Raw genomic sequence first — 17,837 nt, 5'->3', positions numbered from 1 at the left:
ACAGTGAAAATCCGCTAGATCCGCGTAATCCGTGTTCTATAAATTGGTGTAATTCGTGACAAAAAGGAGAATGAAAAAAATGAAGAAAATATTATCATTTGAGGAATTGACGGAATTAGCAGTTAAATTAGCTGATTTTGTAATTCCAAATGACGTTATAGCACTGGTAGGAGATCTGGGAACAGGAAAAACAACTCTGACTAAAACAATAGCAAAAGAATTAGGGATCACCGGCAATATAAAAAGTCCCACATTTAACTATGTATTGGAACATCTAGGGGGGAAGATGCCCTTATATCATTTTGATGTTTATAGACTGTCCGACCCTGAGGAAGTATATGAGATCGGGTATGAAGATTATCTGCATAACGACGGGCTGACAATAATAGAGTGGGCCAACATAATAGATACAGAGTTACCCAAAGAATATATAGAGATAAAAATATATCACAGGGATGAGAATTCCCGTGAAGTTGAGATGAAATTTATCGGGAATGAAGAAAGAGAGAAGGAGTTAAATAAATTATGGTAGTATTGGGAATAGATGCTTCTACTAAAACAGGTAGTGTAGCATTATACGATAGTGAGATAGGGATTTTATCGGAAATAAATGCAAATATAAGGCTGAATCATTCAGATTCTTTGATGTCCATAGTGGATATGGTATTCAGCCTGGCTAAACTTAAGCCAAAGGATATAGACAGGATAGCTGTCAGTATAGGGCCTGGATCATTTACAGGAATCAGAGTAGGAGTAGGAACAGCCAAAGGACTGGCTTACAGTATCGGCTGCGACCTTGTAGGGGTAAATGAATTGGATATCCTTGCACATACTGTGTCACAAACTCCCAATAAGATTATGTCACTGATAGATGCCAGAAAGGGAAGGGTGTATTATTCTGCCTATGAATATAATGGTGACCTGATGACGCGGGTATCCCAGTATGGAGCCGAGGAGCTAAAATTAATATTGGAAGATTTTAAAGGGGAAAAAATTACTTTTACAGGTGACGGAAGTATTGTCTATAAGGAAATAATAGATGAAGTTATGGGAGATAATGCCGTATATAATTTAAAATCCAACTCAATGGTAAGAGCGGGAATTATGGCTGAGATGGCAGTGGAAAGAGATGCAGATAACCTTTATACACTGGAGCCTTATTATATCTCGAAAACCCAGGCTGAAAGGGAAAAAGAAGCCAGGGAGAAGAAGTAATCATGAACAACACGAATAAAATTATTTTTAGGAGTGGTGAATATGGGGATTACAAAACAAGAGTTAACAGAGGAAGCAACTGATAAAACAAAAGAAATGTATGTTGAATTTAGTGTGATGCTGGAAGAAGTTATTCAAAAAGGCCTGGATATAGTAGTTTCTTTAAATGAAAGTAAGGTAACTGGCCGGGAAGAAAAACAGCAGCAAATAATGATTTCTATTTTAAAGGAAATACTGGAAAAAATAGATGGGATAATTATATTATCGGAAAAATATTCCCAGCAGAATATATCTGTTTTAGCAAGAAGTGTTTTAGATGGTTTTTTAGATCTGAATTTTATGCTGAAAGCCCCCAAAAGAGCATTAGCTTATATTTACTGCAAAAGTTTAGATTATCTGTCTAAATATGAAAAAATGGAATTATCGGCAGATGACCAGGAGGGTATAAAATCAATTCAACAACAGTTGGGAGACGAACTAAAAAAACAGCGGGGAAAGAAAAAAGAAAGTAACGATCACAGACTTAACTGGAAAAGCTTTTATTTTGATGAAAAAACAGACGATCCTTACAAAAGTAAGGGTGCAAAGATACACTATAGTTTATTATGTGCTGAAACCCATAACCAAGGTTCGATTATTCACAGTTATTCAGAGGATAATAGTTTTAAATTGAGAGGATTTAGAGATACTTCGAAAACTGAAATAGGGTTAATCTCACAGATAATTGCACGTTTTTCAGGGGAAATATTTGATAGGATGGTTAAGTTGTATATCCGGGAACCTTCATCTAATTTAGAAAAATGGCGGGAAGAAATATTTGAAAAATCAGAAAAGTTGATAAAATTAGATAATGAAAGATTGGCAGGAACAACAAAATTGAATGCTGAAATATAAGGATGGCATTATAAAGATTTCTGATTAGACATTTTTAGTTTCGTAGACGATAAAGGAGGATTTATGAGAATAGTTATTATAGGCGGAGTAGCAGCAGGAATGAGTGCAGCAGCAAAGGCTAAAAGAATGGCTAAAAATTCAGAGGTCATAGTATATGAAAAGGGAAGTATCGTATCTTTTGGAGCCTGCGGGCTGCCCTATTATGTAGGAGATTTTTTTGACAATCCCAAAGGTATGATTGCCAGGACTCCGGAACAGTTTAGAGAATCCGGTGTAGAAGTGAATATAAATCATGAGGTTTTAAAGGTAGATGTGGAGAGAAAAATAGTAATAGTTAAAAATTTAGTGACAGATGAAACTTTTGAAAGTTCATACGATAAATTAATGGTAGCTACAGGTGCTAATGCTATCCTGCCGCCAGTTGAAGGATTGAAAACTTTAAAAAATATTTTCACTTTGAAATCTATGGATGACGGTATCAGTTTAAAGAAAGCCATAATGAAAGAGGAAAATAAAGAGATAGTAGTGATCGGTGCCGGGTACATAGGGATAGAGGTTGTAGAAGCGGCGAAAAATCTGGGGAAAAATGTAAGGGTTATCCAACAGGGAAAAAGGATGATGTCAGCTTCTTTTGACAGTGAGATAACAGATCTTATGGAAAAAGAGGTAAGATCACATGGTGTAGAACTTCATTTAGAAGAGATTGTAAAAAAAATAGAGGGAAATGGTGTGGTAGAAAGGGTCATTACCGATAAGGGTGAATACAGTGCTGATATCGTAGTTGTAGCCACTGGTGTAAGACCTGCAACAGGATTCCTGGAGGGTACAGGAATTGAGATGGACAGGGGAGCTATTATAATAGACGAAGAGGGAAAAACATCTGTAGATAGTATCTATTCAGCAGGAGACTGTGCAGTGGTATATCATAAAGTCAGAAAGAAAAATGTGTATATTCCTCTGGCTACAACAGCTAACAAAATTGGAAGGGTAGTAGGGGAAAATTTAGCCGGGGCTAAAATTAAGTTCAATGGGACTCTGGGATCTGCCTGCATCAAGGTAATGGATTTAGAAGCCGGAAGAACAGGGATAACAGAAACCGAAGCCAAATTAGACGGGATAAACTATAAAACTGTATTAGTAAAGGATAAAAATCAAACTAATTATTATCCGGGACAGGAGAATATTTTTGTAAAATTAATATATGATGCTGAGACTAAGGTTATTTTAGGAGGGCAGATTATAGGAAAAAATGGAGCTGTATTGAGGGTAGATGTTATTGCCATGGCAGTTGCTGCAAAGATGAAAACTTCAGAATTAGGAATGATGGATTTTTGTTATTCTCCTCCATTTGCCAGAACATGGGATGTACTCAATGTAAGCGGAAATGTAGCTAAATAGATATAAATTATACTTTTAAATACCTACTGAATAATGTGTTTTTCTGGTAAATTAGTCATTAGATTTAGTAGTCAAAAGAAGAGGCTTGATCTTTTTGGATCAGCCTCTTCTTATATTTTTATATTGAGTATAACTTATTTTGTTTCTTCTGCAGATCCTTCTTCATTTTGAGGCTGCTGCTGAGGGATAGGTCTTCCAAACATCCATTCCATTTCCCTTCTCAGTCCGGTAAGATCATATTCATTGTCTTCAATAGTAAGGATATTATTTTCAGGGAATAAGATATGCCCTTCTTCCAACTTTTCATTGACGTCTAAGCTCAGCTGTAACTTTACAACAGTATCCACATCCACTGGTTTAAAATCACTTTTGATAGTTCTGATGATTTTTTCTTTAGAAGCTAAGATAGCTTCTACTTCTCCATCTTGAAAATGTCTTTTAGGCGGATAAGACGTAGTAAACAGAGTTTCAGTCATTAAAAACTTTAATCCGCTGGGAGTTTTTTCTAAGATGTCTAATGTATATGTTCCCCTTTCGGCAATAACAAATTGTTCAATGTTGATTACTTTTCTACCGTGACCAAACATATCTCTGGGAACTGGTAACTCTCCACTGGATAATAATTCATCACTAGGACTGTTGATTCTCATCTCGAAGTTAGTATCTCTATTTAACCCTTCGAATGCTAAGTATATAGATAGTTTAGGCATTCCAATTGGAAAAATAGGCTGAACCAAGCTGTCGAATTGTCCTGCTATATCAAACCCACGACTTTGAGGATTGAATGATGTTGCATGTGATGTTAAGCAATGTTTTAATTTAATTGACATAATATCTCTCCTTTTGACAGGGTGGTGACCCCTATATTTTATTTAGAATATAAATCTAATATTTCTTTCATATTTTGAATTTCTTCTGCAGTTATTGCTGTTGTTACCGATCTGTCATCGACCTCACTATAATACTTTATCTCTCCGTGATTACTCTCAGCCATTTTTTTCATAGCATCGATCTCCTGAGGTTTTAAAGCAAAAGCTATGTACTCCTCAACGGAATCTACAAGATTTGATTTATCCCTCCAAAAAGCTGTATTTAATTTTCTGGCCATAAAATTCATATGATAGGTTTCATGGGAGATTAAATCCAGAGCGTTCATATAGATCCACTCATCCCCCCTGTATTTCAATGCCAGGTATAGAGTTTTTTCCCGGGTCTTTTTATCTTCTTTCAACACTAGGAAGTGCTGGTTTTCGTAGACCGAGTATTTCATTTTTTTCTTGGTATATATAGATTCCTCACTATCTTTAATATAAACAGAGGGATCTTCCTTACTCTTACTGTATCCTTTTTCAATAGTTCTGACATAGGCATTTTTAGAACATCCCATGAAGGAAAGTAAGAGGGTTAAAAGTAGCATCTTTTTAAAAAAATTCATAGTTCCTCCTAATCATTATAGTACAAGAATATCATAATTAGATATTTTTGTAAATATTCAAACCTTTTCTTTGCCGTTATCCTAAACTTTGTTTTTGAAGTGGACTAAAATTTGACTTTAACTTATCTCATAGAACGCGGATCTCTTCGAGATACACAGAAAAATCTCTGATTCACACTGATAATTACGTTTTCTTGGTTTAAACCCCAAAAATAAAAATCTGTGATTATCTCCATTTTATCCGTGTATGTATCTATGCATCCGCGTTCTATTGTTTCTCTTCATTTTCAATTATATCCCTAGCTTCTTCTATGCTGGTGAACTTCTCCTCTAACTGTAACTTATACAGATAGTTCAGGATCTTTTTAAATTCCTTCCCGCTCTTATATCCCCATGAAAGCAGGTGGCTGCCGTTGACTAAGGGAGTCAGATCATCTTTTATCTCCAGATAGATAGACCTTATCTTTTGGATGTTATCCAGTTCCTGTGAGTTGTCTAACCGTCCCCTTCCTAAAACATCAGCTTTATAGACTTTGAGGAGTTTAGGGATATCTACCTGGACAGCTAGCTTTCTTATTGTGATTTTATTGACCTTGTTGTTTAACATCAATATCAATGGGGCAGCATGGTAAAAAATTAAATCAGAAGCAGAAGATATGAGTTTTTTGTTGTTTGTAAATTTACCTATTAAATCTAAAAACATCTCCCTGGATGCTCTGGTATGCCCTTTAAAATTGGTGTCTTGTGTAAGGTTTTTTCCGATATCGTGAAATAAAAGGGCTACCATAAGGTCTGCTGTTCTTTCGGTGGTTTTTAGGATATCAAGGGTCATAAGGGTGTGGGTGAAAACATCTCCCTCAGGATGAAAAACTTTATCCTGGATTGTTTTTTTAGACCGGTATAGATTTGGAAACAGGATCTCGACTCCTCCAACCTCATCCAGGAGCCTGAAAGTTTTGGAAGGTTTCCTGTGATTTAAAAGGATTTTCTCCAATTCCCCCATGATTCTTTCCCGTGGAATCTTTTGAATCAGGTGAAAATTTGTTGAAATTAAGACCTTTAGATCCTCCGAAAGCTTAAAATTTAACCTCCCTGCCAGCTCGATGGTTCTAAATAATCTGAGGGGGTCTTCTAAAAAAGTTTCACGGTCTATATATTGTAAAATTTTATTTTCAAGGTCTGATTTTCCATTATAAAGGTCTATAGTCTTCTCTGTCAGAGGGTTGTAGTAAAGGGAGTTGATGGTCAGATCCCTGTTTAGAATGGAAGTCTCTATATTTAAAGCGGGGTTGAATCCGTCACCGTCTCGTGGTAGAGTAATTTCTAAATTTTCGATGAGATAGACCTTGTAGAGGCTGCCGACTAATTTCCATCTGCCGAAATTATTTAATATTTTTTCTATTTGTGCAGGAGAAACTCCTAAGATTTCTATGTCTATATTTGAGTTTTTTTCAATGGGATTGTTGTAGATAAAAAAATCTCTCACAGCCCCGCCTACCACATATAGACAACCATTTATCTTTTGGATCTCCTTAGCTAATTCTATATACATCTTTACTCCTTCAGTTTGCCGCTTTATGGTAATTATACCTCAGATAGGAGTGATTTAAAACTTTTTTTCTCTCTTCGTTTTCTATGGCACGAATATTAAATTACCTGAAAATAAAATAATTTAAAACATAACCAAAGGCTGAACTTTATAACAGATCTTTCGTTTCTATGACTTTGTTTTTTTTGCACCTATCTGGATCATTTGTAGGGCATAAAGTTTCTTGTAATTCTACATGATGAATAAGTGAAAGATAAGCATAATTAATAGTTTATGATAAATCACGATAAAATTAAAGTAGGCTACGGTTGTTCGGCTTTAAGAGATCCATAATTAAGAAGGTGATGAAGAACAAGTGTTATTTTAAATCTTGACTTTTAAAATAATAGGTGTTATATTACACTAGTAATTAATTAGGAAGGTCAAATTGTTGATCTGTTAAAATAAAAGAGAAAGAAGGAGAAATGAAAAAATGAAGAAAATATTATTTGGATGTATAGCTTTACTTAGTACAGTATCATATGGAGCCAGTGTAGACGCACTAGCTAACTCAACGCCAGCATATATGGGGAACCCGGCTCAAAATGCTACATTAACAGCAGAGGCGGTTTATTATAATCCGGCAGGTTTAGTCCATTTAGAGGACGGAAACTATATGAGTATAGGAGGACAGCTGTCTAATATTACTTACGAGATGGAAAAGGGTGGGGATAACTATAAGGCTAACGATCCAATGGGGATTATACCTAATTTAAGTTATATTCATAAGAGTGGAGACTGGGCATTCTATGCCAACACTGGAGGAGCAGCAGGAGGACCTACTTTAGACTATGAGGATGGAGTACCTTTATTGGATGGTTTACTTCATGGTGGACTTGGAGCTGATTTTGGTGGAAGCGGTACCGTTGAAGGGAAAAATGCCTATGTCATGGCTAACCTTGGGACGGCCTACAGATTAAACAATGAATGGTCGGTGGCAGCAGGGGTTAAATATATCTATGCCCAAAGAAATATAAAAATTGAAGTTAAAGATACAAAACAATATCCAACAAGTCCAATAACTAAAGGATTGGATGGTACTTATGATGCAGAGAGAACGGCCCAGGGATTCGGTGGAACCTTTGGAGTGAACTATAGACCTAACGACAGATTGAACATGGCAGTGACTTATAATACTAAGGTTAAGCTGGAATTTGAAGCAGATTCAGAAGGAAGTGGAAGTTTAGGAGTAATGCTACCTGCAATAGCTGCAAACCCGGCAGGAGCAGCTTTAGCTCCAATCATCGATGGTGATAAAAGATGGAGAGACCTTCCAGCTGAATTGAAATACGGGGTATCTTATAAAATGACCGATAAGTGGACTGTAATGGGTGGAGGAAACTATTTTTTCATTTCAGAAGCTGACACAGATGGTAAAGACGGATTTAAAAACGGATGGGAAGTAAATGTAGGTACAGAGTACCAGGTATCTGAAAGATGGACTCTGACTACTGGATATAACTATGCGGATACAGGTGCATCTGATGAGACGTTTAACGACACCGAGTTTGCATTAAACTCACATATATTTACAGTGGGAGCTAAGTTCCAGCAGAATTCTAACTTAGAGTGGACATTCGGAACGATGTATGTGGACTATATTGATCATGAAGTAGATGGGGTAAATTATAAAAAAAATATAATTGCTACAGGAATAAGTGCAGCATATAAATTCTAATTATTTAGGGGAACTCTTAGAGGGGTTCCCTTTTTATATAAAATTACAACTTAAATATAGTTATAAATTATAAACTTATATAGAATAGAGGTTGAAAAACTAAAAAACAAGTGTTATAATACATAAAAGATAAAAAAACAAGTGTTATAATACAAGAAAAATAAAATTGGAGGGGAAAAATGCCTAAAAAACCCATATTCACAAGAGAACAAATAATAGATAAAGCTTTTGGTATGTTAGAGAGAGGCAGTTTGGAAAATATCACAGCTAGAAGTTTAGCCAAGGAATTAAACTGTTCTCCTGCACCCATCTATGGTTTATTTATATCTATGGATGAATTAAAAAAGGAATTGATAAATAGAGCCAAAAATCTATTTTTAACATATGTCAGCAAAGAAAAAGAGGAGGTACCTTTTCTTAATATAGGGATGGGGATCTGCAAATTTGCAAGGGAAGAAAAACCGTTATTTAAATCTATATTTTTAAGAAATAGCTCATACAGTACATTGATATCTGAGTTTCATAAGATTATCTTTGAGGAGATGAAAAAAGACGAAAGGTTTGATAGTCTGCCAGCTGATGTCAAAGAAACTTTGACCATTGATTGCTGGACATATGCCCATGGTTTATCTACCCTTATTGCAACGGGATATTTCAAAACACCATCGGATAATTTTATAAGAAAAAGACTGATAAGTGGCCCTGCATCGATCATCTATTACCACCTAGGTATAGAAAAAGAAAAAAATGAATTAAATTAATAAAAAATGAGCAAATTATTTTGCTCATTTTTTATTTGAAAAATCATACCCCAAGAGCAGAATGCTACTAGTTTATTACATAAACATAGAATTTTGAGATAAAATTTAGTGTTTATATCTAAAAGTATTTGAAGTGTCCAAGATGGTAACCTCAACATTCAATACTCCGGCTCCCAAGGGGGCTATTTTTTTAAAGGCAGCTCTGCTCAGATCGATGATCCGCCCCTTCACGTATGGGCCTCTGTCATTTATTTTGACTTCTACAGATTTCCCGTTATCTAAGTTTTTTACTCTGACAATTGTGCCGAAAGGCAGTGTTTTATGGGCAGCGGTTAAATTATACATGTTGTATTTTTCCCCGCTGGCTGTTTTTTTCCCGTGAAAGTAATCTCCATACCAAGACGCCTTTCCTCTCATGGTCTTCCCTTTGACGGTCTTATCTGTGACAGTCTTACCTGTTTTAGATTTAGAATTTTGTACGGGGGATTTAGAATACGATACTGTTTTCTTTGGGGCGTTGCTGCTACAGCCTACCAGGGCAATAGCGATAATTATGACTAATACTAATTTTTTCATTTCGAAATCCTCTCCTTTTTATCACTAATTTACAATTTTGAAACCGCTAATGTGGTTAATTTTCGAAAATAAAATCTAATCAAAGTCAAAACACTTGACACGGATGACACAGATAAACTTCTGATTTACAAAAATCAAATAACTTAGCCACCAATCAACACCAAGAACCCCTACTGTCCTTTGGACATCTCCCCCGATTGACGAGTACAAAAAATTTACTTTTAGTAAAAGTTAATTTTACGATGGCATAAAGGGGGGAGAACAAAAGAGAGGGTTCTGTTAACCTCTTTTCTTTGTAATTAATTCTCTTCTTGGGCTTCTATCTGATTTTTTCTTTTTCAAGATACTTTCCTCTATCCTCTACTTATTCGCATTCATTTGTGTAATTTGCGGTTAAGTTTTTAAGATTTACTTTTTCTTCCATATTTCATTAACTTCTGGAAAGGGTTTAAGGGCTCTGTCCAGGATACCATAGAGGGCGGCTATACAAAGACCGTAGTTTAAGATGGGAACCCCTTCACGGTAACTTATGTCTATTCTGCCTAACATCTCTTTTCTGTTCAGAGTGCATCCGCCGCAATGGATAACCAATTTATAGTCTTTTAAATTTTCTGGGTAGTCCCTTCCTGCTACGATATCAAAATCTATCCCGGTGTCGATCTTTTCGTCTATCCATTTGGGGATCTTATATCTGCCTATATCATCTTTTTGAACATGGTGGGTACAGGCTTCTGAAACTAAAAATTTGTCCCCGCTTTTAAGTGACATCAGTGTCTTTGCTCCATCTACCATCCTGTTTAAATCACCTTTGTATCGGGCAAAAAGGATGGAGAATGAAGTCAGAAGGACACCTTCTGGAACCATGGCTGAGACTCTTTCAAAAGCCTGGGAATCTGTGATGACTAATTTCGGAGGATGTTTCAATCCATCTAAAGTGGCTTGCAATTCGGTATCTTTACAGGTGTGGATGATTCCGCTGTTATCTAAAATATCTCTCATAGTCTGCACCTGGGGCAGAATTATACGACCTTTAGGCATCCCGGTATCGATGGGAATAACCAAAACAATGTGATCTCCGTCTTCTATAAGGTCTCCTAAGATGCTTGGACTTTCAAATTCCATGGGAGAATGCTGGATGATCAGGCCTTTCATATCTTCCATCCTGTCTTTTTGTTCTGCGGACAGATTTATATATGGATAATTTAAATTTTCTAACTCCGTTAAAAAATCAGAATTGGGTTTTTCTATATCTGCCTTATTGATAACCACTATAAACGGAGTGTTATTTTTATTTAAAATGTCGATAATATTATAGTCGAACTCTAGAAATCCGTTGTAGTCAACTGTGATAAGGGCTATATCGGTTTTTCTTACGACTTCCATGGTTTTCTTTATACGTAAATCTCCTAAGGCACCTACATCATCTATTCCTGCTGTATCGATAAGAACACATGGTCCTATGGGCAGGATCTCCATAGCTTTATAGATGGGATCGGTTGTTGTTCCTGCAAAATCAGAAACGATGGCTAAATTTTGTCCTGTGATTGCATTGATTAGTGTTGATTTCCCCATATTTCTTTTCCCGAAAATAGAGATATGCAGTCTGTTTGAACTTGGAGTTTTATTTAAATTTGACATTAAAATCACCTCTTAAATATATTTTGATATTTATATTATATCGTTAATCGATCTATAATGTAAACTTTTTGATTGAAATAAAATAACATACGTTATATAATAGGAGGTGGATTGGACATTTATAATGGAATAAATTACCTTGTTAAAATAAATTTAGTTGTAAATTATTACTCGTAAACTAAATTTAAGCCGAAAAGGTTGGCGTAAAGAACTATTAGAATGAAATAAAAATGAAGATAAAAACCTTTGTTAAGAAAATTTACTTGACAAAGGTTGGAAAGTTTAATATAATGCATAGGTAACATTATAGAGGTGAATTGACTTGAAAAAAAATATTGATCAGTTAAAAATGAAAAGGGAAACTAAATTTGAATTTACAGAGATATTAGAAGATATTCTGGTAGAAGGAGCAATAGTTCCGGAAGTTCATGTAGATTACTTATTAGAACTAGTTGAAGGTGAGGTCATCATTAGAGGTGAATATACAGCTTTAGCAAAGACTAGTTGTGTCAGGTGTTTAGAGGAGATAGAAGTCAAGGTTTCTGGAGAGTTTTTTGGAGACTATAAAGAGAGTAAAGATTATGACGAATATATCGAATCTCTAGGTAAGGAAGCGCAAGTATCAGATGACATGGTAGAAGAGTTAGTTGATGGAGAGGTGGATATAAGTTCTCTGGTAAGAGATTATATTATTTTGGATATGCCTCAATTTCCAGCCTGTGAACCGGAATGTGATGGTTTAGAAGAATTAGAAAAATATCGTAACAGCGGTATAGACTCCAGATGGCAAAAGCTGCTGGATTTAAAGAATTAATAATTTATTATAATTAAAATAAAAGTTAGGAGGGGAATATAATGGCAGTACCTAAGAAGAAAACATCAAAAGCTAAGAAAAACATGAGAAGATCGCACCACGCTTTAAAAGGAACTAACTTAGCTACGTGTTCTAACTGTGGAGCTCCAAAGAGACCTCACAGAGTATGTTTAGAATGTGGAAGTTATAAAGGGAAGCAAGTTTTAACTAGCGACGCTGAGTAATCTTTAAGAAAAAAAGGTGAGAGTATTCTTACCTTTTTTTTATATAAAAATAAATTATAAAACAAAAAAACAAGGGAAAAAAAACGAAGAAATATGGTAGGATAGAGTGAGTAGATAGGAAAAGGGGTGAGAATATTGAGAATAGCATTAGACGCTATGGGTGGTGATTATGCTCCGTTAGAAACAGTAAAGGGAGCTATCGAAGCTATCGGTGAAAATAAAAATATCCGTGTGATCCTTGTGGGGAAGGAAGAACTTATAAAAGAAGAACTGTTAAAATATAGTTATGATGTGGATAGAATAGAGATAAAAAATGCCACAGAAGTGATAGAAATGGATGAGAAGTCATCTCCTACAGCAGCTGTAAGAGCTAAAAAAGATGCATCTATGAATGTGGCTTTAGAGATGGTAAAAAATAAAGAAGCTACAGCTTGTATATCGGCCGGAAATACAGGGGCCCTTATGACAGCCAGCCAGTTGAAGTTAAAAAGGATTAAAGGAGTGCTCAGGCCTGCTATAACAACAGTGTTCCCGGCAAATGATAATAAACATATAGTGCTCCTGGATGCAGGGGCAAATGCTGATTGTAAGCCGGAATATCTGGATCAGTTTGCTACCATGGCAAATGAGTATGCCAAGGTATTGTTGAATATAGAAAGTCCTAGAGTAGGTTTACTTAATATAGGAGAGGAAGATGGTAAGGGGAATGAACTTACTAAAGCTGCATTTTATCTGTTAAAAGAAAATAAATACATAGACTTTCGTGGGAATATAGAAACCCGTGAGATGACCAATGGATCTGTAGATGTAGTGGTAACAGACGGATTTACAGGGAATATAGTGCTGAAAACAGCAGAGGGAACAGTTCATTTTATGAAAAACATCATAAAGGACGGGGTAAATAAAAGCCTCCTGGCAAAAATAGGAGCATTACTTATGAGCTCTGTATTCAAAGAGATGAAGAGGCAGTCCGATTCATCGGAATATGGCGGAGCGCTATTTATGGGACTCAATGGAATATCTATAAAGGCTCATGGTAACTCAGATTCAAAAGCTATAAAAAATGCTATCTTAGTCGGAAATAAATTTGCAGAAAATAACTTTGTTGAAAGTTTAAAAAAGGTAATCGGAGGAGAAAATGAAAACTCTTAAAAATTTTGGGATATTGGGAATAGGAACCTATGTCCCTGAAAAAATAATGACAAATTCTGATTTAGAAAAAATAGTGGATACTTCAGATGCATGGATACAAAAGATGACAGGGATAAAGGAAAGAAGGATAGCGGCAGAGAATGAAGCTACCTCTGACCTTGCTTACAATGCAGCAGTGAAGGCCTTGGAATCATCTAATACCAAGGCGGAGGAGATAGACCTCATAGTTGTGGCTACGCTGACACCGGATTATTTTACTCCCTCTGTATCGGCTATGCTGCAAAAAAGATTGGGAGCACATCATGCAGCAGCATTTGACCTGGGTGCGGCCTGCAGTGGATTTGTATACGGACTGGAAGCCGGAGGGAACTTTATAGCAACTGGTATGTATAAAAAAGTATTGGTGATAGGTGCGGAAGTATTCTCTAGAATTTTGGATTGGGAAGACAGGAATACCTGTGTACTATTTGGTGATGGAGCGGCAGCGGCAGTACTGGGAGAGGTTGAAGAGGGTTACGGCCTTATAGGTTCTCATCTGGGTGCTGACGGAGATTTGGATGATGTATTGATCATCCCGGCAGGTGGATCTAGAACTCCTGCAACCCATGAAACTATAGATAATAGATCTCACTACCTTAAGATGAAGGGACAGGAAGTTTTTAAATTTGCAGTAAAAGCCATGCCTGGAGCAGTGGAAAAAGTATTGGAAAATACAGGTATAGGTATAGATGAATTAGAACTAATCGTACCTCACCAAGCTAATATGAGAATCATAAGTTCAGCAGCAAAAAAGTTGGGATTCCCGGCAGAAAAATTTGTGCTAAACTTGGATAGATATGGAAATACATCAGCAGCTTCCGTTGGGTTAGCCTTGGGAGAAGCGTTGGAAAAAGGAATGATTAAAAAAGGTGATAATATAGCGTTGGTAGGTTTCGGAGCCGGATTGACCTATGCATCATGTGTTATGAAGTGGGCATATTAGTCACACAAAATTTGACATAACAGGTGTTATGTGATATAAATTACAGGTGTTATGATTAAGGGAGGAACAATGTCGAAAATAGCGTTTATATATCCAGGACAAGGAACACAATATGTTGGAATGGGTAAGGAATTATATGAAACAAATGAGATGGCTAAAAAATATTTTGATGAAATTTTTGATAGCTTAGATTTAGACTTAAAAGAAACTATGTTTAACGGACCTGAGGAGAAGTTAAAACAAACAAAATATACACAGCCTGCTATAGTAACTATGTCGTTGGTATTGACTAAGTTATTAAAGGACAGCGGAATCGAAGCAGACTATGCGGCTGGACATTCACTGGGAGAGTACTCAGCATTAGGAACTGCTAACGTATTATCAACTTGTGATACAGTGAGATTAACTGCCCTTAGAGGGGAGATTATGAACGTAGTTTCAGGTGAGGTAGACGGAACTATGGCAGCTATTATCGGGCTGGAATCAGCTAAGATCGAGGAGATCTGTGAAAGTATAGATGGAATAGTAGAAGCTGTAAACTATAACGAACCTAAGCAGACTGTAATAGCGGGATCAAAAGATGCCATTGCTGCAGCATGTGAGAAGTTAAAGGAAGCAGGAGCTAAAAGAGCTATGGTACTGGCTGTATCCGGGCCATTTCATTCATCATTGATGAAACCGGCAGGAGACAGATTAAAAGCTGATTTTGATAAATTCAACTTTATGGAAGGAAATATCGAGATCTTGTCTAATACAGGAGTAGAGTTTTTAAAGGATGCTGCAAAAATAAAAGAAGAGTTATACCACCAGACTTTTGGTCCTGTAAGATGGGTTGAAACAATCGAAAAATTAAGGGATAATGGAGTAACTAAATTCTATGAGATTGGACCTGGAAAAGTATTAAAAGGTTTAGTTAGAAAGATAGATAAAACTTTAGAAGTGGTAAATGTCGAATCGATATAAGGAGACTATTATGATTAATTTAAAGGGTAAGGTAGCGGTAGTTACTGGATCTACAAGGGGGATCGGAAGATCTGTTGTGGAAAAATTAGCTGAAAGTGGAGCTGATGTAGTAATAATCGGAAGTTCTGCTATTGAAAAAATAGAAGAGATAGCTGGCGAAATATCTGCTAAATACGGCGTGGAAGCCTTGGCGGTGCAAACCAATGTTACTTCTAAAGAAGATGTAACAAATCTGGTAAACAAAACTATAGAAAAATTTGGCAGAGTAGATATCCTGGTAAATAATGCCGGTATCACAAGAGATGGGCTGTTTATGAAGATGAAAGAAGAAGATTGGGACTCGGTTATGGATGTAAACCTAAAAGGAATATTTTATGTGACTCAGGGGTTTTATAGAACTATGACTAAGCAAAGGTCTGGATCGATTATAAATATGACCTCTGTAGTAGGGCTTACAGGAAATATGGGGCAGGTAAACTATGCTACCTCTAAAGCCGGACTTATAGGGATGACTAAATCACTGGCTCGTGAATCAGCTAAAAGAAATGTAAGGGTAAATGCTATAGCACCAGGATATATAAAATCTGATATGACGAATGTTATAAGTTTTGCTGCAAAGGAAGCTATGTTAAATTCAATACCACTAGGTAAGATGGGAGAACCGGAAGATATAGCTAATGCAGTGTTATTTTTAGCTTCGGATCTGTCTACATATATAACAGGGCAGACTTTAAGTGTTAATGGTGGTATGATAATGCCTTAAAACCTTTTTAAGGTTGAAAAAATGTACAAAATTTGTTATTATTATAAAGTGTAAATTAAATTCAAGGAGGAAAAAATTATGTTAGATAAAATTAAAGAAGTAATAGTAGATCAATTAGGTGTAGACGCGGATCAAGTAACTTTAGAGGCGAACTTCATCGACGATTTAGGAGCAGATTCATTAGATACAGTAGAATTAATCATGGCATTCGAAGAAGAGTTCGATATCGAAATTCCTGATGCAGATGCTGAAAAAATCAAAACTGTTCAAGATGTACTTAACTTCGTAGAAGCAGCTAAATAAAGATTATAGATAGGGGAGTTATATCCCCTATCATTTTATTTAAAAAACTGTCTGTAGATTAGATATGATAATAGAAAATCAACAATTGGTAGGAAGCTACAATTTAGAGATGGTTATTTAAAAAACTTAAATATTATGAGGTGAAAAGATGAGAAGAGTCGTAATTACTGGGGTAGGAATGATAACTGCACTAGGAACAGGGGTAGAAAAATCTTGGGCTAAAATAAAAGCTGGAGAGTGCGGAATAAAGAGAATAGAGAGTTTTGATACTGAAAATACATCGGTAAAGATAGCTGGAGAAGTAACTGATTTCGATCCTACAGATTTTGGAATTGAAAAAAAAGAAGTAAAAAAATTAGCTAGAAACACACAATTTGCCATAGCAGCAGCTAAGATGGCCTTGGAAGATGCAAAGTTTGAGATAACTGAAGAAAATGCAACTTCTGTAGGAACTATAGTTAGTTCTGGAATTGGTGGGATGGAAATTTTTGAAACTCAACATAAGACTTTATTAGATAAAGGTGCTAGAAGAGTATCTCCATTTACAATACCTGCAATGATAGCTAATATGGCTTCTGGAAATGTAGGAATATACACTGGTGCTAAGGGACCAAATAAAACTATAGTAACAGCATGTGCTGCAGGAACTCACTCAATTGGAGATGCTTTTGAGATGATCAAATATGGGAAAACTGATACTATGATAGCAGGTGGAACTGAAGCTTGTATCACAGAATTTGCGATCACAGGTTTTGCTAATATGAAAGCATTATCTACTAGAAATGATGAGCCGACTAAAGCATCTAGACCATTTAACGTGGATAGAGATGGATTTGTAATGGGAGAGGGATCAGGAATAGTGATCTTGGAAGAATTGGAACAGGCTAAAGCACGTGGAGCAAAGATATATGCAGAGATCGTAGGATATGGAGAAACTTGTGACGCTCACCATATCACTTCCCCAGGACCAGGTGGAGAGGGAGCAGCAAGAGCTATGGAGATGGCTATAAAGCAGGGAAATATAGATAAAACTACAGTTGACTATATCAATGCACATGGAACTTCTACACCAGCTAATGACAGGCTGGAAACAGCAGCTATAAAGACTGTTTTTGGAGATCATGCTAAAGATTTAGCGGTATCATCTACTAAGGGAGCTACAGGTCATGCACTTGGAGCAGCAGGTGGAATTGAAGGTGTAATATTAGCCCTAGGAATAAGTGAAGGGATAATGCCACCGACTATCAACTATGAAAATCCAGATGAAGAATGTGATTTAGATTACGTTCCAAATGAAGCGAGAAAGAAGGAAATAAGAGTAGGAATGTCTACATCATTAGGATTTGGTGGGCATAACGCAGTAATAGCTATGAAAAAATACGAGAACTAAAAAACTAACTCTTTCCCTGAGCTTTGGTTTCCTTTATCACATTTAAAATTCATTCTAACTAGA

Annotated in this window: 19 protein-coding genes; 14 read left to right on the top strand and 5 right to left on the bottom strand. The window is 36.1% G+C overall.

The window, feature by feature from the left end:
* The first annotated feature begins 79 nt into the window (after positions 1 to 79).
* From tsaE to DYH56_RS00920, 4 genes are all read left to right on the top strand, one after another.
* Positions 80 to 532 carry a tRNA (adenosine(37)-N6)-threonylcarbamoyltransferase complex ATPase subunit type 1 TsaE gene (tsaE, locus tag DYH56_RS00935; protein ID WP_114640970.1) on the top strand — a complete coding sequence of 151 codons (453 nt, stop codon included), beginning with the start codon at positions 80 to 82 and terminating at the stop codon, positions 530 to 532.
* Complete coding sequence (tsaB, locus tag DYH56_RS00930; protein WP_114640969.1) at positions 526 to 1,215, top strand: tRNA (adenosine(37)-N6)-threonylcarbamoyltransferase complex dimerization subunit type 1 TsaB; 690 nt, start codon at positions 526 to 528, stop codon at positions 1,213 to 1,215. Before tsaE ends, tsaB begins: the two co-directional genes overlap by 7 nt.
* 42 nt (positions 1,216 to 1,257) lie before the next feature.
* A complete protein-coding gene (locus DYH56_RS00925; protein WP_114640968.1) occupies positions 1,258 to 2,109 on the top strand; it encodes a DUF5677 domain-containing protein in 852 nt (283 codons plus the stop codon).
* A gap of 63 nt (positions 2,110 to 2,172) precedes the next feature.
* A complete protein-coding gene (locus tag DYH56_RS00920) occupies positions 2,173 to 3,507 on the top strand; it encodes a CoA-disulfide reductase (protein ID WP_114640967.1) in 1,335 nt (444 codons plus the stop codon).
* Positions 3,508 to 3,641: 134 nt separating this feature from the next.
* On the opposite strand, the gene DYH56_RS00915 is transcribed toward DYH56_RS00920, so the two are convergent.
* From DYH56_RS00915 to DYH56_RS00905, 3 genes are all read right to left on the bottom strand, one after another.
* Entirely contained in the window at positions 3,642 to 4,337 is a 696-nt protein-coding gene (locus DYH56_RS00915; protein ID WP_114640966.1) for a hypothetical protein, read from the bottom strand.
* Between the two features lie 38 nt (positions 4,338 to 4,375).
* Positions 4,376 to 4,942, bottom strand: coding sequence for a hypothetical protein (locus tag DYH56_RS00910; protein WP_114640965.1), 567 nt, complete (start codon positions 4,940 to 4,942; stop codon positions 4,376 to 4,378).
* Positions 4,943 to 5,210: 268 nt separating this feature from the next.
* Positions 5,211 to 6,494: a tRNA nucleotidyltransferase/poly(A) polymerase-related protein gene (locus tag DYH56_RS00905; protein WP_114640964.1), complete on the bottom strand. Its 1,284-nt coding sequence runs from the start codon at positions 6,492 to 6,494 to the stop codon at positions 5,211 to 5,213.
* 469 nt (positions 6,495 to 6,963) lie between these two features.
* Here DYH56_RS00905 and DYH56_RS00900 point away from each other — a divergent pair, with 469 nt between their 5' ends.
* Positions 6,964 to 8,208 carry an OmpP1/FadL family transporter gene (locus DYH56_RS00900; RefSeq protein WP_114640963.1) on the top strand — a complete coding sequence of 415 codons (1,245 nt, stop codon included), beginning with the start codon at positions 6,964 to 6,966 and terminating at the stop codon, positions 8,206 to 8,208.
* A 179-nt stretch (positions 8,209 to 8,387) separates the two neighbouring features.
* On the top strand, positions 8,388 to 8,969 hold the full coding sequence (locus DYH56_RS00895) for a TetR/AcrR family transcriptional regulator (RefSeq protein WP_114640962.1): 582 nt from the start codon (positions 8,388 to 8,390) through the stop codon (positions 8,967 to 8,969).
* A gap of 105 nt (positions 8,970 to 9,074) precedes the next feature.
* Here the strand turns inward: DYH56_RS00895 and DYH56_RS16190 are convergent, their stop codons facing one another.
* Together DYH56_RS16190 and hydF are read right to left on the bottom strand one after the other, a co-directional pair.
* Positions 9,075 to 9,545, bottom strand: coding sequence for a septal ring lytic transglycosylase RlpA family protein (locus tag DYH56_RS16190; protein ID WP_114640961.1), 471 nt, complete (start codon positions 9,543 to 9,545; stop codon positions 9,075 to 9,077).
* 408 nt (positions 9,546 to 9,953) lie between these two features.
* Positions 9,954 to 11,183: a [FeFe] hydrogenase H-cluster maturation GTPase HydF gene (hydF, locus tag DYH56_RS00885; RefSeq protein ID WP_114640960.1), complete on the bottom strand. Its 1,230-nt coding sequence runs from the start codon at positions 11,181 to 11,183 to the stop codon at positions 9,954 to 9,956.
* 322 nt (positions 11,184 to 11,505) lie between these two features.
* Between hydF and DYH56_RS00880 the strand changes: the two genes are divergently transcribed.
* The 8 genes from DYH56_RS00880 to fabF all read left to right on the top strand — a co-directional run bounded on the left by DYH56_RS00880 (position 11,506) and on the right by fabF (position 17,774).
* Positions 11,506 to 11,997: a YceD family protein gene (locus DYH56_RS00880; RefSeq protein ID WP_114640959.1), complete on the top strand. Its 492-nt coding sequence runs from the start codon at positions 11,506 to 11,508 to the stop codon at positions 11,995 to 11,997.
* 41 nt (positions 11,998 to 12,038) lie between these two features.
* Positions 12,039 to 12,221, top strand: a complete 183-nt coding sequence (gene rpmF, locus DYH56_RS00875) for a 50S ribosomal protein L32 (protein WP_114640958.1) — start codon at positions 12,039 to 12,041, stop codon at positions 12,219 to 12,221.
* A 135-nt stretch (positions 12,222 to 12,356) separates the two neighbouring features.
* Positions 12,357 to 13,373 (top strand): phosphate acyltransferase PlsX, encoded by a 1,017-nt coding sequence (gene plsX, locus DYH56_RS00870; protein WP_114640957.1) that lies wholly within the window; start codon positions 12,357 to 12,359, stop codon positions 13,371 to 13,373.
* Positions 13,360 to 14,355: a beta-ketoacyl-ACP synthase III gene (locus tag DYH56_RS00865; RefSeq protein WP_114640956.1), complete on the top strand. Its 996-nt coding sequence runs from the start codon at positions 13,360 to 13,362 to the stop codon at positions 14,353 to 14,355. Before plsX ends, DYH56_RS00865 begins: the two co-directional genes overlap by 14 nt.
* Before the next feature lie 69 nt (positions 14,356 to 14,424).
* Positions 14,425 to 15,318 carry an ACP S-malonyltransferase gene (gene fabD, locus DYH56_RS00860; RefSeq protein WP_114640955.1) on the top strand — a complete coding sequence of 298 codons (894 nt, stop codon included), beginning with the start codon at positions 14,425 to 14,427 and terminating at the stop codon, positions 15,316 to 15,318.
* Positions 15,319 to 15,328: 10 nt separating this feature from the next.
* The gene (gene fabG / locus DYH56_RS00855; RefSeq protein WP_114640954.1) at positions 15,329 to 16,081 is read left to right on the top strand and encodes a 3-oxoacyl-[acyl-carrier-protein] reductase; all 753 of its coding nucleotides are present in this window, start codon (positions 15,329 to 15,331) and stop codon (positions 16,079 to 16,081) included.
* A 78-nt stretch (positions 16,082 to 16,159) separates the two neighbouring features.
* On the top strand, positions 16,160 to 16,384 hold the full coding sequence (locus DYH56_RS00850; RefSeq protein ID WP_114640953.1) for an acyl carrier protein: 225 nt from the start codon (positions 16,160 to 16,162) through the stop codon (positions 16,382 to 16,384).
* Between the two features lie 148 nt (positions 16,385 to 16,532).
* On the top strand, positions 16,533 to 17,774 hold the full coding sequence (fabF, locus tag DYH56_RS00845; RefSeq protein ID WP_114640952.1) for a beta-ketoacyl-ACP synthase II: 1,242 nt from the start codon (positions 16,533 to 16,535) through the stop codon (positions 17,772 to 17,774).
* Positions 17,775 to 17,837 lie beyond the last annotated feature (63 nt).

This window comes from Psychrilyobacter piezotolerans, from assembly GCF_003391055.1.
Taxonomy (GTDB): Bacteria; Fusobacteriota; Fusobacteriia; order Fusobacteriales; family Fusobacteriaceae; genus Psychrilyobacter; species Psychrilyobacter piezotolerans.
The sequence above is the reverse complement of the archived record's forward strand: the minus strand, read 5'-3'. Positions and strand labels throughout refer to the sequence as shown.